This window comes from Streptomyces sp. NPDC049813, assembly GCF_044465085.1.
Taxonomy (GTDB): domain Bacteria; phylum Actinomycetota; class Actinomycetes; order Streptomycetales; family Streptomycetaceae; genus Streptomyces.
This window is the reverse complement of the sequence record NZ_JBITLI010000012.1, coordinates 66141-89292: the sequence shown is the minus strand read 5'-3', so window position 1 is coordinate 89292 and position 23152 is coordinate 66141. Positions and strand designations below refer to the sequence as shown.

The 23152-nt window shown below is 72.6% G+C and carries 19 protein-coding genes; 14 read left to right on the top strand and 5 right to left on the bottom strand.

Annotated features, from left to right (window positions below):
- The first annotated feature begins 27 nt into the window (after nt 1–27).
- A complete protein-coding gene (locus ACIBW6_RS23800; protein WP_399062758.1) occupies nt 28–903 on the top strand; it encodes a phosphatase PAP2 family protein in 876 nt (291 codons plus the stop codon).
- On the opposite strand, the gene ACIBW6_RS23795 is transcribed toward ACIBW6_RS23800, so the two are convergent.
- The gene (locus ACIBW6_RS23795; protein WP_399062756.1) at nt 891–3920 is read right to left on the bottom strand and encodes a bifunctional [glutamine synthetase] adenylyltransferase/[glutamine synthetase]-adenylyl-L-tyrosine phosphorylase; all 3030 of its coding nucleotides are present in this window, start codon (nt 3918–3920) and stop codon (nt 891–893) included. The two genes, ACIBW6_RS23800 and ACIBW6_RS23795, sit on opposite strands and share 13 nt — an antisense overlap.
- Before the next feature lie 222 nt (nt 3921–4142).
- Between ACIBW6_RS23795 and ACIBW6_RS23790 the strand changes: the two genes are divergently transcribed.
- The 6 genes from ACIBW6_RS23790 to ACIBW6_RS23765 all read left to right on the top strand — a co-directional run bounded on the left by ACIBW6_RS23790 (nt 4143) and on the right by ACIBW6_RS23765 (nt 8923).
- Entirely contained in the window at nt 4143–4577 is a 435-nt protein-coding gene (locus tag ACIBW6_RS23790; RefSeq protein ID WP_399062754.1) for a VOC family protein, read from the top strand.
- 180 nt (nt 4578–4757) lie between these two features.
- Nucleotides 4758–5648, top strand: a complete 891-nt coding sequence (locus ACIBW6_RS23785) for an alkaline phosphatase family protein (RefSeq protein ID WP_399062752.1) — start codon at nt 4758–4760, stop codon at nt 5646–5648.
- A gap of 1 nt (nt 5649) precedes the next feature.
- Entirely contained in the window at nt 5650–6945 is a 1296-nt protein-coding gene (locus tag ACIBW6_RS23780; RefSeq protein ID WP_399062750.1) for an MFS transporter, read from the top strand.
- On the top strand, nt 6942–7967 hold the full coding sequence (locus ACIBW6_RS23775) for a TolB family protein (protein ID WP_399062748.1): 1026 nt from the start codon (nt 6942–6944) through the stop codon (nt 7965–7967). Before ACIBW6_RS23780 ends, ACIBW6_RS23775 begins: the two co-directional genes overlap by 4 nt.
- A gap of 3 nt (nt 7968–7970) precedes the next feature.
- A complete protein-coding gene (locus tag ACIBW6_RS23770) occupies nt 7971–8390 on the top strand; it encodes a VOC family protein (protein ID WP_399062746.1) in 420 nt (139 codons plus the stop codon).
- A gap of 230 nt (nt 8391–8620) precedes the next feature.
- A complete protein-coding gene (locus ACIBW6_RS23765; RefSeq protein WP_399062744.1) occupies nt 8621–8923 on the top strand; it encodes a hypothetical protein in 303 nt (100 codons plus the stop codon).
- A gap of 35 nt (nt 8924–8958) precedes the next feature.
- Here the strand turns inward: ACIBW6_RS23765 and ACIBW6_RS23760 are convergent, their stop codons facing one another.
- On the bottom strand, nt 8959–10320 hold the full coding sequence (locus ACIBW6_RS23760; RefSeq protein WP_399062743.1) for a glutamine synthetase family protein: 1362 nt from the start codon (nt 10318–10320) through the stop codon (nt 8959–8961).
- A 304-nt stretch (nt 10321–10624) separates the two neighbouring features.
- On the opposite strand from ACIBW6_RS23760, the gene ACIBW6_RS23755 reads away from it, so the two are divergent.
- The 3 genes from ACIBW6_RS23755 to ACIBW6_RS23745 all read left to right on the top strand — a co-directional run bounded on the left by ACIBW6_RS23755 (nt 10625) and on the right by ACIBW6_RS23745 (nt 14168).
- Nucleotides 10625–11311, top strand: a complete 687-nt coding sequence (locus ACIBW6_RS23755) for a DUF3105 domain-containing protein (protein ID WP_399062741.1) — start codon at nt 10625–10627, stop codon at nt 11309–11311.
- On the top strand, nt 11308–11937 hold the full coding sequence (locus ACIBW6_RS23750) for a DUF305 domain-containing protein (RefSeq protein ID WP_399062739.1): 630 nt from the start codon (nt 11308–11310) through the stop codon (nt 11935–11937). The genes ACIBW6_RS23755 and ACIBW6_RS23750 overlap by 4 nt, the downstream gene beginning before the upstream one ends.
- A gap of 287 nt (nt 11938–12224) precedes the next feature.
- Nucleotides 12225–14168 carry a protease pro-enzyme activation domain-containing protein gene (locus ACIBW6_RS23745; RefSeq protein WP_399062737.1) on the top strand — a complete coding sequence of 648 codons (1944 nt, stop codon included), beginning with the start codon at nt 12225–12227 and terminating at the stop codon, nt 14166–14168.
- Between the two features lie 508 nt (nt 14169–14676).
- Here the strand turns inward: ACIBW6_RS23745 and ACIBW6_RS23740 are convergent.
- Nucleotides 14677–15648, bottom strand: a complete 972-nt coding sequence (locus ACIBW6_RS23740; protein ID WP_399063097.1) for a hydroxyacid dehydrogenase — start codon at nt 15646–15648, stop codon at nt 14677–14679.
- Between the two features lie 343 nt (nt 15649–15991).
- Here ACIBW6_RS23740 and ACIBW6_RS23735 point away from each other — a divergent pair, with 343 nt between their 5' ends.
- From ACIBW6_RS23735 to ACIBW6_RS23720, 4 genes are all read left to right on the top strand, one after another.
- The gene (locus ACIBW6_RS23735; RefSeq protein WP_399063095.1) at nt 15992–16846 is read left to right on the top strand and encodes an ABC transporter permease; all 855 of its coding nucleotides are present in this window, start codon (nt 15992–15994) and stop codon (nt 16844–16846) included.
- Nucleotides 16847–16881: 35 nt separating this feature from the next.
- On the top strand, nt 16882–17745 hold the full coding sequence (locus tag ACIBW6_RS23730; RefSeq protein ID WP_399063093.1) for a carbohydrate ABC transporter permease: 864 nt from the start codon (nt 16882–16884) through the stop codon (nt 17743–17745).
- Between the two features lie 82 nt (nt 17746–17827).
- Nucleotides 17828–19471 carry an extracellular solute-binding protein gene (locus ACIBW6_RS23725; RefSeq protein WP_399062735.1) on the top strand — a complete coding sequence of 548 codons (1644 nt, stop codon included), beginning with the start codon at nt 17828–17830 and terminating at the stop codon, nt 19469–19471.
- An 89-nt stretch (nt 19472–19560) separates the two neighbouring features.
- Nucleotides 19561–20607, top strand: coding sequence for a LacI family DNA-binding transcriptional regulator (locus tag ACIBW6_RS23720; protein ID WP_399062733.1), 1047 nt, complete (start codon nt 19561–19563; stop codon nt 20605–20607).
- 21 nt (nt 20608–20628) lie between these two features.
- Here ACIBW6_RS23720 and ACIBW6_RS23715 read toward each other — a convergent pair whose 3' ends face one another.
- Together ACIBW6_RS23715 and ACIBW6_RS23710 are read right to left on the bottom strand one after the other, a co-directional pair.
- A complete protein-coding gene (locus ACIBW6_RS23715) occupies nt 20629–21849 on the bottom strand; it encodes an MFS transporter (protein ID WP_399062732.1) in 1221 nt (406 codons plus the stop codon).
- 146 nt (nt 21850–21995) lie between these two features.
- Nucleotides 21996–23015: an endonuclease/exonuclease/phosphatase family protein gene (locus ACIBW6_RS23710; protein ID WP_399062730.1), complete on the bottom strand. Its 1020-nt coding sequence runs from the start codon at nt 23013–23015 to the stop codon at nt 21996–21998.
- Between the last annotated feature and the right edge of the window lie 137 nt (nt 23016–23152).

The window sequence follows — 23152 nt, the reverse complement described above, 5'->3', positions numbered from 1 at the left end:
GGCCGAAATCTGGCAGACTCTAGGCCTATGGGTGAAACGACCGTGACGACTCTGGAAGGCCGGCAGGGGCCCACCACCTCACCCATCGCGGACGACCGCGGCGGACGGGAGGGCCGGGCCTCGCCCCGCTTCATGCGCCGGCTGCGCGCGCCCCGGCGCCCGCGGCTCTGGTTCGAGATCCTGCTCATCGCCGTGAGTTACTGGACGTACTCCCTGATCCGCAACGCGGTGCCGGAGCAGCGCTCCCAGGCCATGCGCAACGCGGACTGGATCTGGCGCGTCGAGCACGTGCTCGGCATCGCCGTCGAGGAGAGCGTCAACTCCGCGGTCAACGGCGTGACGTGGCTCATCGTCGGGATGAACTACTACTACGCGACACTGCACTTCGTCATCACGCTCGGCGTGCTGGTGTGGCTGTTCCGCTGCCATCCCGGCCGGTACGCGGCCACCCGGCTGGTCCTCTTCGCCACCACGGCCGTCGCCCTGGTCGGGTACTACTTCTGTCCGCTGGCGCCGCCCCGTCTGATGACCGGTGGCCACTTCATCGACACCGTCGCCGTCCACCAGACCTGGGGGTCGATGGCCTCGGGCAACCTGAAGACGATGTCGAACCAGTACGCGGCGATGCCGTCGATGCACATCGGCTGGTCGCTCTGGTGCGGTCTGACGATCTTCGCGCTGGCGTCCGTGCCGTGGGTGCGGGTGCTCGGCCTGCTGTACCCGGTGGCGACCCTCGTCGTGATCGTCGCGACCGCCAACCACTTCTGGCTGGACGCGGTGGGCGGCATGGTGTGCCTGGCGTTCGGCTTCCTGGTGGCGCGGCTGTGGACCGGCTCCCTGCCGTACGCGCTGCCGCGGCGGGTCCCGCCGCCGCCCGCCCGCCCCGAGCCCTACGCCCCGTAGAACCGCTCCTCCATCACGGCCCTGGCCCGGCGCGTGGTGCGCCGGTAGTCGTCCAGCATGTCCCCGACGTGCCCGGGGTCGTACCCGAGGTAGCGGCCGACGGCGCCCAGCTCGCGCCCGTCCGAGGGGAAGGTGTCGCCGGCCCGGCCGCGCACCAGCATCACCGCGTTGCGGACCCGGGTCGCCAGGACCCAGGCCTCGTCCAGGATGTCGGCCTCCTGCTCCGCGAGCAGGCCCGCCGCCCGGGCCGCGGCCAGTGCCTGCCGGGTCCTGGTGGTGCGCAGTCCCGGCTGAGCCGCACCGTGCTGGAGCTGGAGCAGCTGGACCGTCCACTCGACGTCGGAGAGGCCGCCGCGGCCCAGTTTCGTGTGCAGGGTCGGGTCGGCGCCGCGGGGCAGCCGCTCCGACTCCATCCGGGCCTTGAGGCGGCGGATCTCGCGGACGGCGTCGTCGCCGAGCCCGTCGGCGGGGTAGCGCAGCGGGTCGGCCAGGTCGAGGAAGGCGGCGCCCAGCTCCGCGTCGCCCGCGACGTGCTCGGCTCGCAGCAGCGCCTGCGCCTCCCAGACCAGGGACCAGCGGCGGTAGTAGGCCTCGTAGGACTTGAGGGTGCGCACGAGCGGTCCCGACTTGCCCTCCGGGCGCAGGTCCGTGTCGACGAGGAGCGGCGGGTCGGCGCTGGGCAGCGCGAGCAGGCGGCGCATCTCGGCGACGACCTTGTTGGCCGCCTGGGCCGCCTCGTGGTCGTCGGCGCCGTCCTGCGGCTCGTACACGAAGAGCACGTCGGCGTCGGAGCCGTAGCTCAGCTCGTGGCCGCCGAAGCGGCCCATGGCGATCACCGCGAAGCGGGCGGGCAGCCGGTCGCCCCAGCCGTCGCGGACGACGGCGCGCAGGGTACCGGCGAGGGTCGCCGCCGTCAGCTCGGAGACGGCCGCGCCGACCCGGTCGACGAGCGCGCCCTGGTCGGCGACGGCCGGGCTCTCCTCGGTCCCGTACGAGGCGATGATGTCGGCCGCGGTGGTGCGGAACAGCTCACGGCGGCGCACCCCGCGGGCGGCGGCGACGGCCTGCTCGACGCCGTCGGCGCGGCCGACCGCGGCGAGCACCTCCTGCTCCAGCTGGGCGTGCGGACGCGGGTCGAGGCCGTGCGGGTCGCCGAGCAGGGCGACGGCCTCGGGGGCGCGCATCAGCAGGTCGGGGGCGAGGCGGCCGGCGGACAGGACGCGGGCGAGGTTCTCCGCGGCGGCGCCCTCGTCGCGCAGCAGCCGCAGGTACCAGGGGGTCTTGCCGAGCGCGTCGGAGACCTTGCGGAAGCCGAGGAGGCCCGCGTCGGGGTCGGCCGAGTCGGCGAACCAGCCGAGCAGCACCGGCAGCAGGGTCCGCTGGATGGCGGACTTGCGGGAGACGCCGGAGGCGAGGGCCTCCAGGTGGCGCAGGGCCGAGGTGGGATCGGCGTACCCGAGCGCGACCAGCCGCTCGCGGGCCGCTTCCGTGCTCAACCGGGTCTCGCCCGGGGCGAGTTGGGCGACGGCGTCGAGCAGCGGGCGGTAGAAGAGCTTCTCGTGCAGGCGGCGGACGACGGAGGTGTGCCGCCGCCAGGCACGGCTGAGGTCGGTCAGCGGCTCGGTGCGCATGCCCATCGAGCGGCCGATGCGGCGCAGGTCGGCGTCGTCCTCGGGGACGAGGTGGGTGCGGCGCAGCTTGTACAGCTGGATGCGGTGTTCCAGGGTGCGCAGGAAGCGGTACGCGTCGTCGAGCTGCACGGCGTCGACCCGGCCCACGTAGCCGCGCTCGGCGAGGGCCGCGAGGGCGACGAGGGTGGTGCCGCTGCGCAGGGACGCGTCGGCCCGGCCGTGCACCAACTGGAGGAGCTGCACGGCAAATTCGACGTCGCGCAGGCCGCCGGGGCCGAGCTTCAGCTCGCGGTCGACCTCGCCCGCGGGGATGCCGGCGACGACGCGCTTGCGCATCTTCTGCACGTCCGGCACGAAGTTCTCTCGCTCGGCGGCCTGCCACACCAGCGGGGAGACGGCCTCCAGGTAGGCCGCGCCGAGTTCGGCGTCGCCGGCGACCGGCCGGGCCTTGAGCAGCGCCTGGAACTCCCAGGTCTTGGCCCACCGCTGGTAGTACGCGAGGTGGGAGGAGAGGGTGCGCACCAGGGGGCCGTTGCGCCCTTCCGGGCGCAGGTTGGCGTCGACCGGCCAGATGGTGCCCTCGACGGTGGTCTCGGAGCAGATCCGCATCATGTGCGAGGCGAGCCGGGTCGCGGCGCGGACGGCCTCGCCCTCGTCGGCGCCGTCCGGGTGCGCCGCGTCCTCCGGGCTCACCGCCGGCTCCGCGACGAAGATGACGTCGACGTCCGATACGTAGTTCAGCTCGTGGCCGCCGCACTTGCCCATCGCGACGACGGCGAGCCGGCACCGCGCGGCGTCCTCGGGCGCCGCCGCGCCGGCGATGGCGAGGGCCGCGCGCAGCGTCGCCGTGGCCAGGTCGGCCAGTTCGGCGGCGGTCTGCACGATGTCGGTGGTGCCGCAGACGTCCCGGGCGGCGATGGAGAGCAGGCAGCGCCGGTAGGCGACGCGCAGCGCGTCGGGGTCGGTGGCGCCGGCCAGGCCGTGCTCGAACTCCGTGACACCCGGGTGCAGGTCGCGGTGTTCGTAGGTGACCAGGGCCTGCCAGTCCGCCGGATGGCGGGCGAGGTGGTCGGCGAGGGCCTCCGAGGCGCCGAGGACGCCCAGGAGGCGGTCGCGCAGCGGCTTGGCGGTGATGAGCGTGTCGAGCAGTTCGCGGCGGCCCGCGTCGCCGCTCGCCCGCTCCTGCGCCTCGGCGAGCCGCACCAGGCCGAGCAGGGCCAGGTCGGGGTCGGCGGTGGCGCCGAGCGCGTCAAGGAGCAGCGGGTCGCTGCGGACCGCGGCCAGGGCTGGGGCGTCGAGCAGCCGCTCCGCTCCGGACGGGTCGGTGAACCCGTGCCGCAGCAGTCGCGTGAAGGTACTGCTCCTGCGCCCTTGCGGCACCGACATCGTCCGGCCTCCCGTTCCACGGTCGGGCGGCGACCGGCCCGTGCCGATCACCGCCGGTCATGAGCCTACGACTTCACCGATGAGTTGCGCCCGCGGGCGCGGTCCTCCTCCGGAGGGGACGATGCGGAGGGGGTGCCGCCGCCGTGCCGCCTCATCCCGCCGCCCCGCTCGGCGGTGCCTGCTCGACCGCCCGTCGTGAGCGCTCACCGGAAGGACAGTTCCATGGAATGGACCCTCGAGGTCGTCGTCGTGCCCGTCTCCGACGTGGACCGGGCCAAGGCCTTCTACGCCGACCAGGTCGGTTTCAAGGTCGACGTGGACAGCCAGGTCGCCCCCGGCGTCCGCATCGTGCAGCTCACACCGCCCGGCTCGCGCTGCTCGATCACCCTCGCCGAGGGCCTGCCCGGCTCGCCCGGCCAGTCGGGGATGGCGCCCGGCTCGCTGCGCGGCCTCCAGCTGTGCGTGACCGACATCGCGGCGGCCCGCGCGGAGCTGGTGGCGCGCGGCGTGGAGGTGAGCGCGGTGCAGCACCCCGGCCCGGCGGGGTGGAAGGACGGCCCCGGCGAGGGGGCGTGGAACGCGTTCATGTTCTTCCAGGACCCGGACGGGAACGGCTGGACGGTGCAGGAGGCGCCGGCGCCGCTCTCCCAGCGGTGAGCGGGACGGAACGGGGGTGTGAGGCGGGCTGCCCCGCGTGACTCCGTCCCCGCGCGCCGAGGAATTCACCCGGGCTTCATCCTTCGGGCCGGATGACGTGACGCGACGGCGTCTTGGCGTGAGCATGCTCTGGCGGCACCGCCAAGATCCCCGCTCCTCCCCCGTAACCGGAGGTCTCACGTGCCCGGCAGAACACTCCTCAGGCGCACCCGCGGCAAGGCCCTCGCCTCGGTCCTCGCGCTGGCGGCGGCCGCCACCGGCAGCTGGCTCGCCCTCACCGGCACCTCGCCCGCGCAGGCCGCGGCGGCCGTCCCCACCCCCGACCACACCGTCGTCGTGGTCTTCGAGAACCACGCGTACAGCCAGGTGATCGGCGCCTCCAGCGCCCCCTACATCAACAGCCTGAAGTCCGGCGGCGCCAACCTCACCGCCTCGTACGCCGAGACCCACCCCAGCCAGCCCAACTACTTCGCCCTCTTCTCCGGCTCCACCCAGGGCGTCACCGACGACGGCTGCTACACGCCCGGCTTCTCCTCGGCGCCGAACCTCGCCTCGGAGCTGATCGCCGCCGGCAAGAGCTGGGGCAGCTACAACGAGGGCCTGCCGAGCCAGGCCTCGACGACCTGCTCCTCCGGCGACTACGCCCGCAAGCACAACCCGTGGTTCGGGTTCAAGAACGTACCGACCTCGTCGGCGAAGACCTTCGCGCAGTTCCCGACGGACTACGCGACGCTCCCCCAGGTCTCCTTCGTCGTCCCCGACCTGTGCAGCGACATGCACGACTGCTCGGTGGCGACCGGCGACACCTGGCTGAAGAACAAGCTGGGCGCCTACGCGACCTGGGCCAAGACCCACAACAGCCTGCTGGTCGTCACCTTCGACGAGGACAACCGGCTCAGCGGCAACAAGATCCCCACGGTGCTCTACGGCCAGCGGGTGACGGCGGGCGCCACCTCCGCCACCAAGTACAACCACTACGACCTGCTGCGCACGATCGAGACCATGCACGGCCTGCCGCACGCGGGCAACGCCGCCACGGCCAAGGACATCACCGGCGTCTGGACCTCGTGACATGTACGTAGCGGACAGCCGCGCCGCCGCACCGGCCGCGCCCCCGTCCGCGGAGCCCGCCGCCCGGCCCCGTGCCGGGCGGCGGCGCGCCGTGGGCCCCACCGTGCTCGCCCTCGGCACGGTCAGCCTGATCACCGACGTCTCCTCCGAGATGGTCACCGCGGTGCTTCCGCTGTACCTGGTGGCGGGCCTCGGGCTCAGCCCGCTCGGCTTCGGCCTCCTGGACGGCGTCTACAACGGCTTCTCGGCGCTGGTGCGCCTGGTCGGCGGCCACCTCGCGGACCGCGGCGGCGGCCGTCACAAGACGGTGGCCGTCCTCGGGTACGGGCTCTCCGCCCTGTGCAAGCCGCTGCTCCTGGTGGCCGGGTCGCTCCCGCTGATCGGCGCCGTCCTCGCGGCGGACCGCACCGGCAAGGGCCTGCGCACGGCCCCGCGCGACGCGCTGATCTCCCTGTCCAGCGAACCGGCCGCGCGGGGGCGGGCGTTCGGGGCGCACCGGGCGATGGACACGACGGGCGCGCTGCTCGGCCCGCTGGTCGCGTTCCTGATCCTGCGCCATGCCGTGGACGGGTACGACGCCGTGTTCACGGTGAGTTTCTGCGTGGCGGTGCTGGGGGTCCTGGTGCTGGTCCTGTTCGTCCCGGCGACGCCGCGCGTACCGGCGCCGGCGGCTGCGCCGACCCCGGGTACCGGCCCTCGCCCCACCCTCCGCGCGGCCCTCGCGCTCCTGCGCCACCAGGAGATCCGCCGGATCGCGGTCTGCGCCCTCCTGCTCGGCCTCGCCACGGTCAGCGACTCCTTCGTCTACCTCCTCCTGCAACGCCGGCTCGGCGTCCCGGAGCGCTGGTTCGCGCTGCTCCCCCTCGGTACCGCGGCGGCCTTCCTGCTGCTCGCCGCCCCGCTGGGCCGCCTCGCCGACCGGGTCGGCGCCTGGCGCGTCTTCCTGGCCGGGCACGCCGCGCTGCTCACCGCGTACGCCCTGCTGCTCACGCACGGGAACGCCGCCGCGCTGCCCTACGCCGTGCTGCTCCTGCACGGCACGTTCTACGCGGCGACCGACGGCGTCCTGATGGCGGCGGCCTCCACCGGCATCCCGGACGGCCTGCGCTCCTCGGGCCTCGCCGTCGTCCAGACGGGCCAGGCGCTGGCCCGTTTCGCCTGCTCCCTCGGGTTCGGCGCCGCCTGGACCGCCTTCGGCGACCGCCCGGCGCTGGGTGCCGCCGCCGTCCTGCTCACCGCGTGCGGAGCGGTGTCGTACGCCTACCGTCCCCGCGCCCCCAGGAAGGCCGTCGCATGACCACCCGTAGCAGAGTCACGATCCTCCTGGCCGCGGTCCTCGCGCTGGCCGCGGTGGCCACGGCGGCGATCCTGCACGCCTCGGCCCGCGCCGACCGCCGCGACCGGGCCCGCCCCGGCGGCCCGGCCGTCACCGCGGGCCAGGTACGGCTCACCCCCGGCGGCCACCGCCTCGTCTTCCGCAACATGGCCTGGGGCCCGCACCGCGACGAACTCGCCACGGCCCCGGCCGCGGCCCCAGCAGCCACGCGTACGGCCACCCGCAGCAAGGTCAAGTGCCTGCGTTTCTACGCCAGTTCGGGTACGGGCATCTGTCTCCAGGCGGTACACGGCACGCTGGCCGACACCTACCGCGCCACGGTCCTGGACGCCGCTCTGCACGCGAAGGCGCACTACCCGGTGCCGGGCATCCCCTCGCGGGCGCGGGTATCGCCGAGCGGGCGGTACGCGGCGTGGACGGCGTTCGTCGGCGGCGACAGCTACGCGGGCACGAACTTCTCCACGCGGACGGCGATCGTCGACACGGCGACCGGGAAGCTGACCCCGACCCTGGAGGCGTACGAGATCGTCAAGGACGGGCGCGCCTACCGGGCGGCCGACGCGAACTTCTGGGGCGTCACCTTCGCCGCGGACGACCGCCACTTCTACGCCACGCTCGCCACGCACGGCAAGACGTACCTGGTCCGCGGCGACCTGCGCACCCGTACCGTCACCACGCTCCACACGAACGTCGAGTGCCCCTCGCTCTCCCCCGACGGCACCCGGATCGCGTACAAGAAGCGCGTCGCCGGCCTCTCCCCCGACGCGCCCTGGCGGCTGTACGTGCTGGACCTGGCGACCTCGCGCGAGACCCCGCTGGCGGAGACCCGCAGCGTCGACGACCAGGCGGTGTGGAGCGACGACCGGCACGTGACGTACGCGCTGCCCGGCGATTACGGCGCCGACCTGTACACCGTTCCGGCGGACGGCACGGGCGCCGCGCGCCGCCTCCTGACAGCGGCGGTCTCCCCCGCCTACCTTTGACCGATGGACATGACCCTGGAAGTCATCCCGCTGCCCGTGTCCGACCTCGACCGGGCCAAGTCCTTCTACGTCGACAAGGCCGGCTTCCGCTGCGACGTCGACCGGGAGCTGATGCCCGGCTCCCGCATCGTCCAGCTGACCCCGCCGGGCTCGGGCTGCTCGATCGTCCTCGCGGCAGGCATCCCGATCCCGACCGGCACCCCGGCCCCCGGCACCTACCACGGCCTCCAACTCGTCGTGAGCGACATCGAGGCGGCCCGCGCCGAACTCGTGGCCCGCGGCCTCGACGTCTCGGAGCCGGTCCGCTTTGGCGAGGACGACGGCGGCACGTTCGCCTACTTCACGGACCCGGACGGGAACGGGTGGGCGATCCAGGAGTACCGGAAGCGGGCGACGGTGCCGCTGCGGGACGCGCTCCAGTAGGCTCAGCCGCCGGTACGGGGCGGCTCGACCCGTGAGCCCCGCCGAGTCCCATGACGACCGGCCCGGCCGATGCCGGATGCCACGCAGCCGCTCCGGCACGCCGAGCCGTACAGTCCGCTCCCGGGGCCAAGCCCCGACCTTTCACATCCCGGGAACTCCTCATACCCGCAGACACACCCCAGACGCTCCGATCGCTCGTCCACGAGGAGACCCCGCGCCTCCTCCCGGATTTGGAGGCCCACTGGCAGCGCATCGTCGGCGACGCCGTCGACGCCGCTCCGGGAGCGGTTTTCATGCGCCTGTGGCGGACGCAGTACGCCATCGCGCGCAACCCCGCTCTGGACCTGCATCTCCACGACATCGGGGCGCGCGTGGCCCGGTCCGAGGACCCCGAGGAGTCCGCCCAGCTTCTGGAGGAGTACAGCCGCCTGCGGCACGAGGTGGCCGATACAGAGCCCGAGGACCGGACGTTCGAGCCGGCCCCCGCCCACGCAGAGGCGCCGCCGGTTCACAACCGGCGACGCCTCCTGTAGCGGTACGGGACACAGGGCCCTGGCCTGCCCCCCCCTTACAGCACCGGCAGGTTCTTCCTCAGCTCGAACGCCGTGACCTCGGAGCGGTACTCCTCCCACTCCTGCTTCTTGTTGCGGAGGAAGAAGTCGTAGACATGTTCGCCCAGGGTTTCCGCCACCAGTTCGGAGCGTTCCATGAGGGCGATGGCCTCGCCGAGGTTCTGGGGGAGGGGTTCGATGCCCATCGCGCGGCGTTCGGCGTCGGAGAGGGCCCAGACGTCGTCGTCGGCGCCCGGCGGGAGTTCGTAGCCCTCTTCGATGCCCTTGAGGCCGGCGGCGAGGAGGACGGCGTAGGTGAGGTAGGGGTTGGCGCCGGAGTCGATGGAGCGGACCTCGACGCGGGCCGAGCCGGTCTTGCCGGGCTTGTACATGGGGACGCGGATGAGGGCCGAGCGGTTGTTGTGGCCCCAGCAGATGTAGGAGGGGGCCTCGCCGCCGGCGCCCGCGGTGCGCTCGGAGCCGCCCCAGATGCGCTTGTAGGAGTTGACCCACTGGTTGGTGACCGCGGAGATCTCCGCGGCGTGCTTCAGCAGGCCCGCGATGAAGGAGCGGCCGACCTTGGAGAGCTGGTACTCGGAGCCCGACTCGTAGAACGCGTTCCGGTCGCCCTCGAAGAGCGAGAGGTGCGTGTGCATGCCCGAGCCCGGGTACTCCGAGAACGGCTTCGGCATGAACGTCGCGTTGACCCCCTGCTCCAGCGCGACCTGCTTCATGACCAGGCGGAACGTCATGATGTTGTCGGCCGTGGAGAGCGCGTCGGCGTAGCGCAGGTCGATCTCCTGCTGGCCCGGGGCGCCCTCGTGGTGGCTGAACTCGACCGAGATGCCCATCGATTCGAGCATGGTGATCGCCTGGCGGCGGAAGTCCATGCCCACGTTCTGCGGGGTGTGGTCGAAGTAGCCGGAGTTGTCCGCCGGGGTGGGGCGCGAGCCGTCGAGCGGCTTGTCCTTGAGGAGGAAGAACTCGATCTCGGGGTGGGTGTAGAAGGTGAAGCCGAGGTCGGAGGTCTTGGCGAGGGCGCGCTTGAGGACGTAGCGCGGGTCGGCGAAGGACGGGGAGCCGTCGGGCATCAGGATGTCGCAGAACATCCGGGCGGTGCCGGGGGCCTCCGCGCGCCACGGCAGGACCTGGAAGGTGCCCGGGTCCGGCTTGGCGATCATGTCGGACTCGTAGACCCGGGCGAAGCCCTCGATGGCAGAGCCGTCGAAGCCGATTCCCTCGTCAAACGCCTGTTCCAGCTCGGCGGGGGCCACGGCCACCGACTTGAGGAAGCCCAGTACGTCCGTGAACCACAGACGTACGAACCGGATGTCGCGCTCCTCAAGCGTCCGGAGCACGAATTCCTGCTGCTTGTCCATCTTCCGCTTCCACCCATCCTTGCTGGTCGGGCCGCCTGCTCCGGGGACGTCGAAGGGCCCGGTCACATCCCACCACACGCCCGTTTCGTGCGCGTTGCCGACCTTGATCGCCCTTGATCGGCCGGCGTCATGTTCATAGTGCCTGCTGCACCCCTCCCGGCCATAGTGCCTGCCGGGCGCGGGACGGACGACAGCACCTCCCGCGGAACCCGTCCCCCGCGCCGACGGCACCTCCCGCGCAGCCCGTCTCCCCCACTACGATCAGCGGGCCCGCCCGTCTCATCCTTTCCCTGAAGGACATGCCATGGGTTCCGCCAAGAAGACCTCCGCCGCCCCCGCCACCAAGGACCGCAGGGACCGTATAGAGGAGATGCGCCGTGCCGAGCGCGCCCGCGCCCGGCGCGGCCGGATCCTCATCGTCTCGGTCAGCACGGTCGTCGTGGCCGCCCTGATAGGAGTGGGCGCCTGGGCGGTGACGAAGAGCGGGGCCGACGACGGCGACGACGGCGGGAAGGCCGACGCGAAGGGCGCCTCCGGACACTTCACGTACGCCAAGGACGGCGTCGGCACCTGGAGCGGGAAGCTCGGCCGTACCCACGTCACCAAGAAGGTGGCGTACCCGATGAACCCGCCGGTCGGCGGCGACCACAACCCGGTGTGGATGAACTGCAACGGTGACGTCTACGCCAAGGCGATCCCGGACGAGAACGCCGTGCACGCCCTGGAGCACGGGTCCGTCTGGGTGACGTACAACGACAAGGCCGCCGACGGCGACGTGAAGGCCCTTGCCGCCAAGGTCAAGCAGACGCCGTACTCGTTGATGAGCCCGGTGCAGGACCAGAAGGACCCGATCATGCTCAGCGCCTGGGGCCACCAGCGGACCGTGAAGAGCGCTACGGACCCGGCCGTCGCCGCGTTCTTCGCCACGTTCGTGCAGGGCAAGCAGACCCCGGAGCCGGGCGCCTCGTGCACCGGGGGTCTGTCCCGGTGAGGCGGACCACCGGATGGCTGGTCTCCGTGGCCGCGGCGGTGGCCGTGGCCTCGGGGGCCGTCACGTACGCCGTCGCCGACGGGGACGGCGGGCCCGCGGACCTGAAGGTGCCGGCGGCCGAGTCCGCGGACGCCGGGTTCGCGCGGGACATGGCCGTGCACCACCAGCAGGCCGTCGAGATGTCGTTCATCGTGCGCGACCGCACGCGGGACGAGGAGGTGCGCCGCCTCGCCTACGACATCGCGCAGACCCAGGCCAACCAGCGCGGCATGCTGCTCGGCTGGCTCGACCTGTGGGAGCTGCCGAAGGTGTCGCAGAAGCCGCCGATGGCGTGGATGGGGATGGCCGGTGCGCCCGTCGGCGAGGACGGCGCGCTGATGCCCGGGATGGCGACGAACACGCAGCTCACCGCGCTCGGCAAGGCGCGTGGGCGGCAGGCCGAGATCATGTACCTGCGGCTGATGACCGCCCACCACAAGGGCGGGGTGCACATGGCCGAGGGGTGCGTGAAGCGGTGCGTGGTCGGCGCCGAGAAACGGCTCGCCCGCGGGATGGTGGCCTCGCAGGAGTCGGAGATCGAGCTGATGACGGGGATGCTGAAGGATCGCGGCGCGTCCGTGTCGTGACGGTGGTGCCGGCGGGCGGGGGCCTGAGCTCTTCCTGGCGCGAACGCCGGAGCCCCGCCTGGCGCGAACGCCGGAAGGTCCTGGCGCGGTCCGCCGACGCCGTCGTAGGCCGCCCACTCCTGGACTCTCCGGTCAAATCGGTTGATGCCGCCCGGACTTGAGCCGACTTGACGTCTTCTTGATCGATCCATTCCCCCGGCGTGAACGGTTCCTGGCCAGAGTGAAGCCCTCTGTGGGTGCACCACCCGTGCACCTCACCCAGGGGTTCCATGAGACCAGGGGGTTCTATGAGATCCATCCGCGGCACCCGCCGCACCCGGGCCGGCCTGAGCCTGGCGGCGACCCTGCCGCTGCTCGCCGGTGCGATCGCCCTCACCGCTCCGGCCGCCCAGGCCGACTCCGGCCGCGCCACCCTCTCCGGCACCAAGCCGCTGTGGGCCACCGGCACGGCCGACCGCGGTGCCACCGCCGACGGCAACAAGGTCACGGCCCGCGTCTACCTCGCGGGCCGGGACGCCGCCGGACTGGCCGCGTACGCCCGGGCCGTCTCCGACCCGTCCTCGCCCTCGTACGGGAAGTACCTCGGCGCGAAGCAGGCGCAGGAACGGTTCGGCGCGACGAAGGCGCAGATAGCCGAGGTCACGGCGTGGCTGAAGTCCTCGGGCCTGACCGTGACCGGCAGCAGTGAGCACTACCTGACCGTGTCGGGTGACGTGGCCGCGGCCGAGAAGGCGTTCGGCACGCAGCTGCACAACTACACCAAGGGGTCGCACACCTACCGCGCCCCGGCGGGCGCCGCGTCCGTGCCCGCCTCGCTGCACGGCGCCGTGCTGACCGTCACCGGTCTGGACAGCGCCCCGCACAAGGCGGACCACCAGGACGAACTGCCGCCGCCGGACGCGGTGTTCCGCAACTCCGGGCCGTTCTCCTCCTACTTCGGCTCGAAGATCGCCACGAACCTGCCCGCGGCGGGCGGCAAGAAGGTCCCGTACGCCGTCAAGGGGTACACCGGCAAGCAGCTGCGCGCCGCCTACGGTGCGGGCAAGGCCACCGGCAAGGGGGTGCGGGTCGCGATCACCGACGCGTACGCCTCGCCGACCATCGCCCAGGACGCCGAGAAGTACGCGGCCAAGCACGGTGACGCGGCCTACGGCGACGGGCAGTTCAACCAGATCCTGCCGAAGAAGTACACCAAGACCGAGGAGTGCGGCGCGGCCGGCTGGTACGGCGAGGAGACCCTCGACGTCGAGGCCGTGCACGCGGTGGCGCCGAAGGCGGACATCACCTACGTCGGTGCCGCCTCCTGCTACGACGACGACCTGCTCGACTCGCTGAGCACCATCGTCGACAAGCACCTCGCCGACATCGTCTCCAACTCCTGGGGCGACATCGAGGCCAACCAGACGCCGCAGCTCGCCGCCGCGTACGACCAGGTCTTCCAGCTCGGCGCGATCGAGGGCATCGGCTTCTACTTCTCCTCCGGCGACAACGGCGACGAGGTCGCCAACACCGGTACGAAGCAGGTCGACACGCCCGCGAACTCGGCGTGGGTGACGGCGGTCGGCGGTACGTCGCTGGCGGTCGGCAAGGGCGACACGTACCAGTGGGAGACCGGCTGGGGCACCCTGAAGGCCAACCTGTCGGCCGACGGCAAGAGGTGGACCGACTACCCCGGGGCGTACACCTCCGGTGCGGGCGGCGGCACCAGCCGGACCGTCGCGCAGCCCTTCTACCAGAAGGGCGTCGTGCCGAGCCGGCTGGCGCGTGCCAACGGCGGCCTGAACCGGGTCGTCCCGGACATCTCCGCCATCGCCGACCCCAACACGGGGTTCCTGGTGGGCCAGACGCAGACGCTGCCGGACGGGTCGCTCGGCTACGACGAGTACCGCATCGGTGGTACGTCGCTGGCCGCGCCCGTCATCGCGGGGGTGCAGGCGCTTGCGCAGCAGGAGCGGGGCGGGCGGGCCATCGGGTTCGCCAATCCGGCCATCTATGACCGGTACGACGCGCATGGGTCGCGGGTGTACCACGACGTGACGGACCACCCCGTCAAGGGTGAACTCGCTGTTGCGCGGGTGGACTTCGCCAACAGCGTGGATGCGTCTGAGGGGCTGCTCACGTCTGTGCGGAGTCTGGGGGACGATGCGTCGCTCAAGGCGGTGCGGGGGTATGACGATGTGACCGGGGTCGGGTCGCCGGCGCCCGGGTATGTGCGGTCGTATCGGCGCTGAGTGTTGTGGGCCCGCGCCTGGGGGGGTGCCTTCCCCTGGGCGCGGGCCTGTTGCGTCCGCCGCGCCCCGCGGGTCGCCGGCCACCCGTCCGGTGCGGGCTGGTCGCGCAGTTCCCCGCGCCCCCGAAAGACACACTCCGTGCGCCCGCCCCTCGCCTGCGGGCCGGTGGGGCTTCTCGCGCCGTTCCCCGCGCCCCTGGAGGGCTGCGGCTTCGCCGCTGCCTCCAGGCGTTGCGGGGCCCCTGAGATGGCGCACGAAGTGCGCATCTCGGGGGCGCGGGGAACTGCGCGAGCAACCCCCACCGAACCCGCGGACGAATCAGGCGCACGCAGTCCGCCCCTCAGGGGCGCGGGGAACTGCGCGACCAGCCACGACGGCGCCGCAGACAGAACGAGCGCACGGAGTGCGCCCCTCAGGGGCGCGGGGAACTGCGCGACCAGCCCCCACCGGCCCGCAGGCCAGGGGTCGGCCCGGGCCCTGCCAAAAAGGGACCCGCGCCCCACTCCCCTCACGCCAGGCGGCCCATGTCCTCCCGCCCCGTCAGCCCGCGCAACCTCTCACCCCGGACATACCGCTCGACCTCCTCCACCGCAAAACGCCCGAGCCGCCGCACCTCACTCCCCTGCGCACCAGCGATATGCGGGGTCACCAACACGTTGGGCAGGGTGAGCAGAGGGTGCCCGGCGGGCAGCGGCTCGGGGTCGGTGACGTCGAGGAAGGCCGACAACCGCCCCGCCCCGCACTCAGCGGCCAGCGCCTCCGTGTCGAGGAGCGCCCCCCGCGCCGTGTTGACCACGACCCCGCCGTCCGGCATCAGCCGGAGCATCTCCGCGCTCAGCATCCCCCGCGTGGCGGGCAGTTCGGGCGCGTGCACGCTGACGACCGTGCTGCGCCGGCACAGTTCGGCGAGCCCGACCCGCTCCACGCCCAGCTTCGACGCCTGCGCCTCGTCGACGTACGGGTCGCACAGCAGCACGTGGTACCCGGCCTCGTCCGCCCGCAGCGCCTCGATCACCCGGCGCCCGATGCGGGACGCGCCGATGACGCCGACGACCCGCGCGTCCGCCCCGGCCCGCTCCGCGAACCCCGGCCACGCCACCGCGTACCGCGCGGCGGCGGACAGCGCCCCCTTCACCGCGAAGGTGATCGCGGCGAGGGTGAAGGCCACGACGGGCCCGGCGTTGGCGTCGGCGGCCGAGGAGACGAGGAGGCCGCGCTCCCAGACCGCGTCGGTGACGATCGGGCGCACCGACCCCGCGGCGTGCACGACGGCCCGCAGCCGGGGCGCCGCCGCGAGGACCTCGCGGGTGAGCGGCGGGCAGTCCCAGCCGGTGACCAGGACCTCCGTCGTGGCGAGCACCCGCGCGGCGTCCGGCCCGTCGAGCGCGCCGGTCAGCGGGGCCGCGGCGAGGCGGGTCCCGCGGCCGAGCCGCTCGCGCAGGCCGGGCGGGAAGACGCCCGCCACCACCTGGGCCCCCATGGCCAGGGCCACGGTCGGTCGGTGTGCCGTCACTCGGGTCCACCCCACATCTGCGCCGCCTGCTGTAACCGGTTACTAATCACATCAGGAGGCTAGGCACCGGGCTCATCAGGGTCAAGGGCCGTACGTGTCAGGGGGCTTGACCGTTCGTAGTAACCGTTTTAGATTCCACCGCACTTGATCCGACGACGGAGGGGTTCCCGTGCCCACTGTGGCGAAGGAAAGGCCCGTCTCCGGGGCGGTGGAGCCCCCGGTGGTGGACCGAAACGGCACAAACAACCAGATAGGCACCCGCAGTTCGAGGTGGAAACGGTTTCAAAGCAGCCGGACCCTGCTCCTGCTCATGGTGCCGGGCGTCCTCTACTTCCTCGTCTTCCACTACGGCGCCTTCCTCGGCAACGCCGTGGCGTTCAAGGAGTACGACCCGTTCGCCGGGCTCTGGGGCAGCCCCTGGGTCGGCACGGGCAACTTCACCCGGATGTTCGCCGACCCGGACTTCTGGCACGCGACGTGGAACACCGTCGTCATCGCCGTGCTGCAACTGGTCTGCTACTTCCCGGTGCCGCTCGGCATCGCCCTGCTGCTGCACAGCCTGACCTCGGACGTGCTGCGCCGTTTCGTGCAGTCCGTCGTCTACCTGCCGCACTTCCTGTCGTGGGTGATCGTGGTCGCCCTCTTCCAGCAGGTCCTCTCCGACACCGGCCTGCTGAACTCGTTCCTCGGCGACGCCGGGCTGCACACCGTCGACATCATCGGCAACCCGGACGCCTACCGTCCGCTGGTCGTCGCCGAGGTGATCTGGAAGGACGCGGGCTGGGGCACCATCATCTTCCTGGCCGCCCTGATGCAGGTCGACGAGCAGAGCTACGAGGCCGCCGCGATCGACGGGGCCGGTCCCTGGCGCCGGTTCTGGCACGTCACGCTGCCCTCGATCCGGCCGATCATCGTGCTGCTGCTGATCATGCGGCTCGGCGACATCCTCTCCGTCGGCTTCGAACAGATGCTGCTGCAACGCCAGTCGGTGGGGCCCGAGGCAGGCGAGGTCCTCGACACCTTCGTCTTCTGGCAGGGCATCGTCGGCGGCGACATCGGCTACGCCACCGCCGCCGGGCTCTTCAAGGGGCTGGTCGGCGCGGCGCTCGTGTTCGTCGCCAACCGCATCGCGCACCAGCTCGGCGAGCAGGGGGTCTACAAGTGAGCCGCACCCGGACCGCCCCGGCCCGCCCGGCCTGGATGGAGAAGCCGCGCCCCGTCACCCGCGCCGCCAAGGGCCTGGCCGTACTCGTCCTGCTCTGCCTGGTCCTCGTACCGTTCCTGGTGATCGTCTCCACCTCCCTCGCCTCGAACGAAGAGGTGGTGGCGGGCGGCGGCTGGGTGCTGTGGCCGAGCGAGCCGACGCTGCGCGCGTACGAGACCATCCTCAGCGGCGGCATCGTCACGAAGGCACTCGGCGTGAGCGTCGGCATCACCGTCGTCGGCACGCTGCTCTCGCTGGCCTGCACCGCGTTCCTCGCCTACGCGCTCAGCCGCCCCGGCGTCTTCGGCGGCCGGCCGGTGCTCCTCCTCGTGCTGTTCACGTTCCTCTTCCCGCCCGGCATGATTCCGGCCTTCCTACTGGTCAAGGGGGCGGGGCTGGAGAACATGTACGCGGCCGTCATCGCCCCCGTCCTCATCAACGTCTTCAACCTCGTGGTGCTGCGCGGCTTCTTCCAGGGCATCCCGGAGGAGCTGTACGAGGCGGCGCGGCTGGACGGCGCCGGGGACTGGACGACCCTCTGGCGGATCGCGCTGCCGCTGTCCAAGGCCGCGCTCGCCGTCGTCGGCCTGTTCTACGCGGTCAGTTACTGGAACGCGTGGTTCACCGCCTCGATCTACCTGGAGTCGGACCACTGGCCGCTCTCCCAGGTGCTGCGCACGTACGTGATCGGCGGCGCGCAGATCGCCGACACCGGGCTGAGCGAGGCCGGCATGGTCTCGGCGCCGCAGACGACCCAGATGGCCGTCCTGGTGATCGCCGTGGTGCCGATCCTGCTCGTCTACCCCTTCCTCCAGAAGTACTTCACCAAGGGCGTGCTCACCGGCGCCATCAAGAGCTGACCCGCTCCCCCGCTTCCCCCTGCTTCCCCTCGCTTCCCTTCCTGTTCTCCCCCGGCCTCCCTCTCCCGAAGGGCTCCTCACCATGTCCGCGAACATGTCGCGCCGCACCCTGCTGCGTTCCGTCGCCGTCGGCGGCGCCGCGCTCGCCGTACCGTCCCTGCTCACCGGCTGTTCGACCGGGACCACCGGCGGCTCGGTCGGCAACAAGGGCACCAAGGCGGCGCCCTGGCCGACGTACGCCGCCGCCCAGGGCCCGGCCCCCGACCTCGCGCCGACCGCCGAAGGCGTCCAGGCCGGCTTCCTGAAGTACCCCGAGAAGCTCGTGGAGGCCGTCGCCGAGAAGCCCGGCACCGGCAAGGAGAAGATCCGGATCCTCTCCATCACGTACGGCACCCCGCCCGTCCCCGCGTCCCGCAACCGGTACTGGGCGGCCCTGAACGAGGCGCTCGGCGTCGAGATCGAGTTCACGGTGGTGCCGGACGCCGACTTCCGCACCAAGATGGCGACGCTCATGGCCGGGGACGACCTGCCCGACGTCATCGCGATCGGCGGCGGCTACACGCTGCCGCGCGAGGCGCAGTTCGTGAAGCAGCGGTGCGCCGACCTGACTGGGTACCTGTCCGGCGACGCCGCCCGGGACTATCCGCACCTCGCCGCCATCCCCACGTACGCCTGGGAGGGGATGGGACGGATCGCCGGGCGGATCTACGGCGTCCCGGTGGAGCGGCCCAAGCCGCAGGACACCCTCTTCCTCAACCAGGAGGCGTTCAAGAAGGCCGGGTTCCGCCAGGGGATGTCCGCGGCCGACTTCGCGACGGTCGCCAAGGCCGCGACGGGCCGGCGCACCTTCGGCCTCGGCGCCTCCACCACCAGCTACTTCGGTTACAAGACGCACGCCATCTGGCACGGCGCTCCGAACGAGTGGCGGATCGAGAAGGGCAAGGCCGAATACTTCGCGGGCACCGAGCAGTTCAAGGCCGCCCTGGAGTACATGGCGAAGCTGCGCGCGTCCGGCGCCTACTACCCCGAGGCCACCTCGGTCTCGCAGGTCGACCTGAAGACGCAGTTCTACAACGGCACCGCCCTGTCGATGACGGACGGCTTCGGCGCGACGATCTCCAACGCGCAGGGCATCAAGGACGCGTACACCCTGGACCTCGCCCAGCCCTACGCCGTCGGCGGCACCCGGCAGTTCCAGCAGAGCCGGGGCATGTTCGGCTACACCGTGCTGAAGAAGGCGCCCGCGGCCCGCGTCAAGCTGCTGCTGCGCGTCCTGGACTGGCTGGCCTCGCCGTTCGGCTCGAAGGAGTACGAGCTGCTGCACTACGGCATCGAGGGCACGCACTTCGAGCGCGACAAGGACAACAACCCGATCGCGACGGAGCGGGGCCTGGTGGAGTCGGCGAACAACCTGCCCCTGACGAAGGTCGCGGACGCCCCGCAGCCGCTGTACTACCCGGGGTACGCGGACCTGACCGAGCGGGTGCACGCCTGGCAGCGCGAGGTGGTCCCGATGATGGTGCCCAACGACCGGTGGGGGTTGCAGTCGGACACGTTCAGCCGGCAGGGCGCCACCCTCGACCAGATCGTCAACGACGGCGTGACCGCGGTGGTGACCGGCCGCAAGAAGCTCTCGGAGTGGGACGGCGTCTACAAGAAGTGGCTCGCGCAGGGCGGCCGGAAGGCGCTGGAGGAGTTCGGCGCGGAGCACGCGGCGGCGCACTGAGCACCCCGGCGGGCGACGGCGGGCGGGCACGCGATGATGGTGCGGGGCCCGAGGGCGGCTTCGCACGTCGGACCTTGAAGGAGTTCACTGTGGGCGACCGGGCGACGATCCGCGACGTGGCCGCACGCGCGGGGGTCTCCGTGGCGACCGTGTCCCGGGTCCTCGCGGGCAACTACCCGACCTCGGCGGCCTCGCGCGCGAAGGTGCTGCGGGCGGCCAAGGACCTGGACTACGTGGCCAACGCGCACGCGCGCGCGCTGGCCGGCGCGGGCCGCAAGACCATCGCCGTGCTCATGCTCGACGTGGTCAGCGCCTTCTACGCGGCCGTGGCGCAGGGCGTGGAGAAGGAGGCCGCGCGGCACGACCGGCTCACGCTCGTCGCCTCCACCGGCGGGGACCCGGCCCGGGAGCTCGCCCTGGTGCAGATGATGCGCGAGCAGGCGGCGGAGGCGGTCGTCCTGGTGGGCGGGGTGGTGGCGGACACGGCGTACCGGGAGCGGATGGCGCAGTACGCGCAGTCGCTGGCGGCGGCGGGGTCGCGGCTCGTGCTGTGCGGCCGGCCCGCGCCCGCGCCGGACGTGCCCGCGGTCGTGGTGGAGTACGACAACGAGGCGGGGGCGCACGCGATCACCAGCCATCTGCTGGGCGCGGGCCACCGCAGGATCGCGCTGATCGGCTACCAGCCGGGCAACACGACGGGCGAGGACCGGGTGCGCGGCTATCTGCGGGCCCTGGAGAGCCACGGCGTGCCGCGCTCGGACGCGCTGCTGCACGGCATCGGCTTCGGGCAGTTCAACGGGGACGAGGCGATCCGCGACCTGCTCGCCGCCCGCGACGGCCGGCCGGACTTCACGGCCGTCTTCGCGGGCGACGACCGGGTGGCCGCCGCCGTGGTCCGGGCGCTCGGCGAGTACGGGCTGCGGGTGCCACAGGACATCTCGGTGGTCGGCTACAACGACGACCCGGTGGCCGCGGACATCACGCCGGGGCTGACCACGGTGCACATCCCCGGTGAGGAGCTGGGCCGCACGGCGGTGCGCCTCGCGCTCGGCGAAGGCGGCCGCACCGGGCAGCAGCGCCGGCTCCTCGGCACGCACATAGTCGTCCGCGACAGCGTGCGCCGCCTCACTCCGTAGGGCCGGCTCCGGCCGGCGCCGTCAGCGCCGGGCCGGTTCGGCCTCCGCGGGGAGGTGCGCGGCGACCAGGCGGCCCGGGGCGGGGACGGCCGTGGACCGGCGCCGGTCCACGGCGTACGCGACCGCGGCGACGCCGAGCCCGAGGACGGCCAGGGCCGCGCCGGTCAGGGCGGGCGAGGTGGTGCCGAGGCCCGCGGCGAGGGCGAGGCCGCCGATCCAGGCGCCGCCCGCGTTGGCGAGGTTGAAGGCCGCCTGGTTCGCGGACGAGGCGAGCGAGGGCGCGGCGGCCGCCTTCTCCATCACCATCAGCTGGAGCGGCGAGCCCGTGGTGAACGCGGCCGTGCCGAGCAGCAGCACGGCGAGCGCCGCGCTCCACTCCGCCCGCATGAGCAGCGGGAAGAGGGCGAGGACGGCGACGAGCGAGGCCAGGCCGCCGAAGAGGGTGCCGCGCAGGGAGTGGTCGGCGAGCCGGCCGCCGGCCAGGTTGCCGACGGTGGCGCCCACGCCGAACAGGGCGAGCAGCAGCGTCACGCTCCCGTCGGCGAAGCCTGCCGCGTCCGTGAGCATCGGCGTGATGTAGCTGTAGGCGGAGAAGAGGGCGCCGAACCCGGCGACGGTCGTGCCGAGGGCGAGCCACACCGGGAGCGAGCCGAGCGCCCTGAGTTCGCTGCGCACGCCGACCGCCGAGCCGTGTCCGTGGTCGGCGGGGACGAGCGCGGCCAGCGCCGCGATGGCGGCGAGGCCGATGACGCTGACGGCGAGGAACGTGGCGCGCCAGCCCAGCTGCTGGCCGAGGGCGGTGGCGACGGGGACGCCGACGATGTTGGCGACGGTCAGCCCGAGGAACATCAGGGAGACGGAGCGGGCCTTGCGTTCGGGTGCCACCAGTGAGGTGGCGACGACGGCGCCGACGCCGAAGAAGGCGCCGTGCGGCAGGCCGCTGACGAAGCGGGCGAGCAGCAGGGCGTGGTGGTCGGGGGCGACGGCCGACACGGCGTTGCCGGCGACGAAGAGCACCATGAGGCCGATCAGGACCCGGCGGCGCGGCAGCCGTGCGGTGAGCGCGGCGAGCAGCGGGGCGCCGATGACGACGCCGAGCGCGTACGCGGAGACGAGGTGGCCGGCGGTGGGGATCGAGACGTGCAGGTCGTCGGCGACGTCGGGCAGCAGGCCCATCATCACGAACTCGGTCGTGCCGATGCCGAAGGCGCCCACGGCGAGGGCGAGCAGGGCGAGGGGCATGAGGGATCGTCCAAAGAAAGGGGGCGCGGGGGCAGAGCGGTGCGGGGGCGGTGCTCAGTAAGTTTACTTACGGAACAAAGCCTGCCGCGCCGAGTATTCCGCGAGGTTTCGGCCCGGTGAAGCCGAGGGGTCGGGCGCGGGGCGAGTCAGACCGTGACGCGGGCGGCGATCGGCAGGTGGTCGCTGCCGGTCGCGGGCAGGGTCCAGGACGACTCCGGCTCGACGCCCTTGACCATGATCTGGTCGATCCGGGCCATCGGGAACGCGGCCGGCCAGCTGAACCCGAAGCCGCTGCCCGCGGCGCCCTGCGTGGAGCGCATCTGGGAGGTGACGGCGGTCAGGGCGCGGTCGTTCATCGTGCCGTTCAGGTCGCCGAGCAGCACGACCCGCTCCAGCCGCTCGGCGGAGATCGCCTCGCCCAGCGCGTTGGCGCTCTTGTCGCGCTGGCTCGCGGTGAACCCGGAGTCGAGCTTCACCCGCACCGACGGCATGTGCGCCACGTAGACGGCGACGTCGCCCCCGGGCGTCGTGACGGTGGAGCGCATCGCGCGCGTCCAGCCCAGCTCGATGTTGACGGGCCGGGTGTCCGAGAGCGGGTAGGTGCTCCACAGCCCGACCGTCCCCTGCACGGAGTGGTACGGATAGGCCGCCTTGAGCGCCTTCTCGTACGTCGGCACGGCCCGGGCCGTCAGCTCCTCCAGGGCCACGACCTGGGCGCCGGAGGCCGCCACGTCCTTGGCGGTGCCGACCGGGTCGGGGTTGTCCGCGTTCACGTTGTGGGTGACGACGGTCAGGTCGCCGCCGCCGCCCTGCTTGTCGGTGAGCAGCCCGCCGAAGAGGCTGAACCAGACGATCACCGGGACCAGCAGCGCGACCAGGGCCGTCGCCGACCGGCGGACCAGCGCCAGGACGAGCAACACCGGGACGAGCAGGCCGAGCCACGGCAGGAAGGTCTCGGTGAGGGAGCCCAGGTTGCCGACGCTGTTGGGGATCTGCGCGTGCAGCAGCATGACGAGGGCGAGCAGCACGGCGAGGACCGCGAGGACGACGCCGCGGCGCCACAGGCCGCGGTCGGTGCGGAGCCGGCGCCCCAGGCGGTGGAGCCGGGCCCCTGGTCCGGTGCGCCCGGATCCGTCGCCGTCTCCCGTGCTGTACGCCTGCGCCATACCGTCGTCGCCTCACTGCCGTGCCCGCCGTCCCTGCCCGGAAACCCTAGGCGATGTCCGGCGGCTTTCTCTTCCGTCACACCCCCGGTTCCGCGGGTCCGTGACGACCGTACGGGTCCGAGGACGAGCGGCGGCGC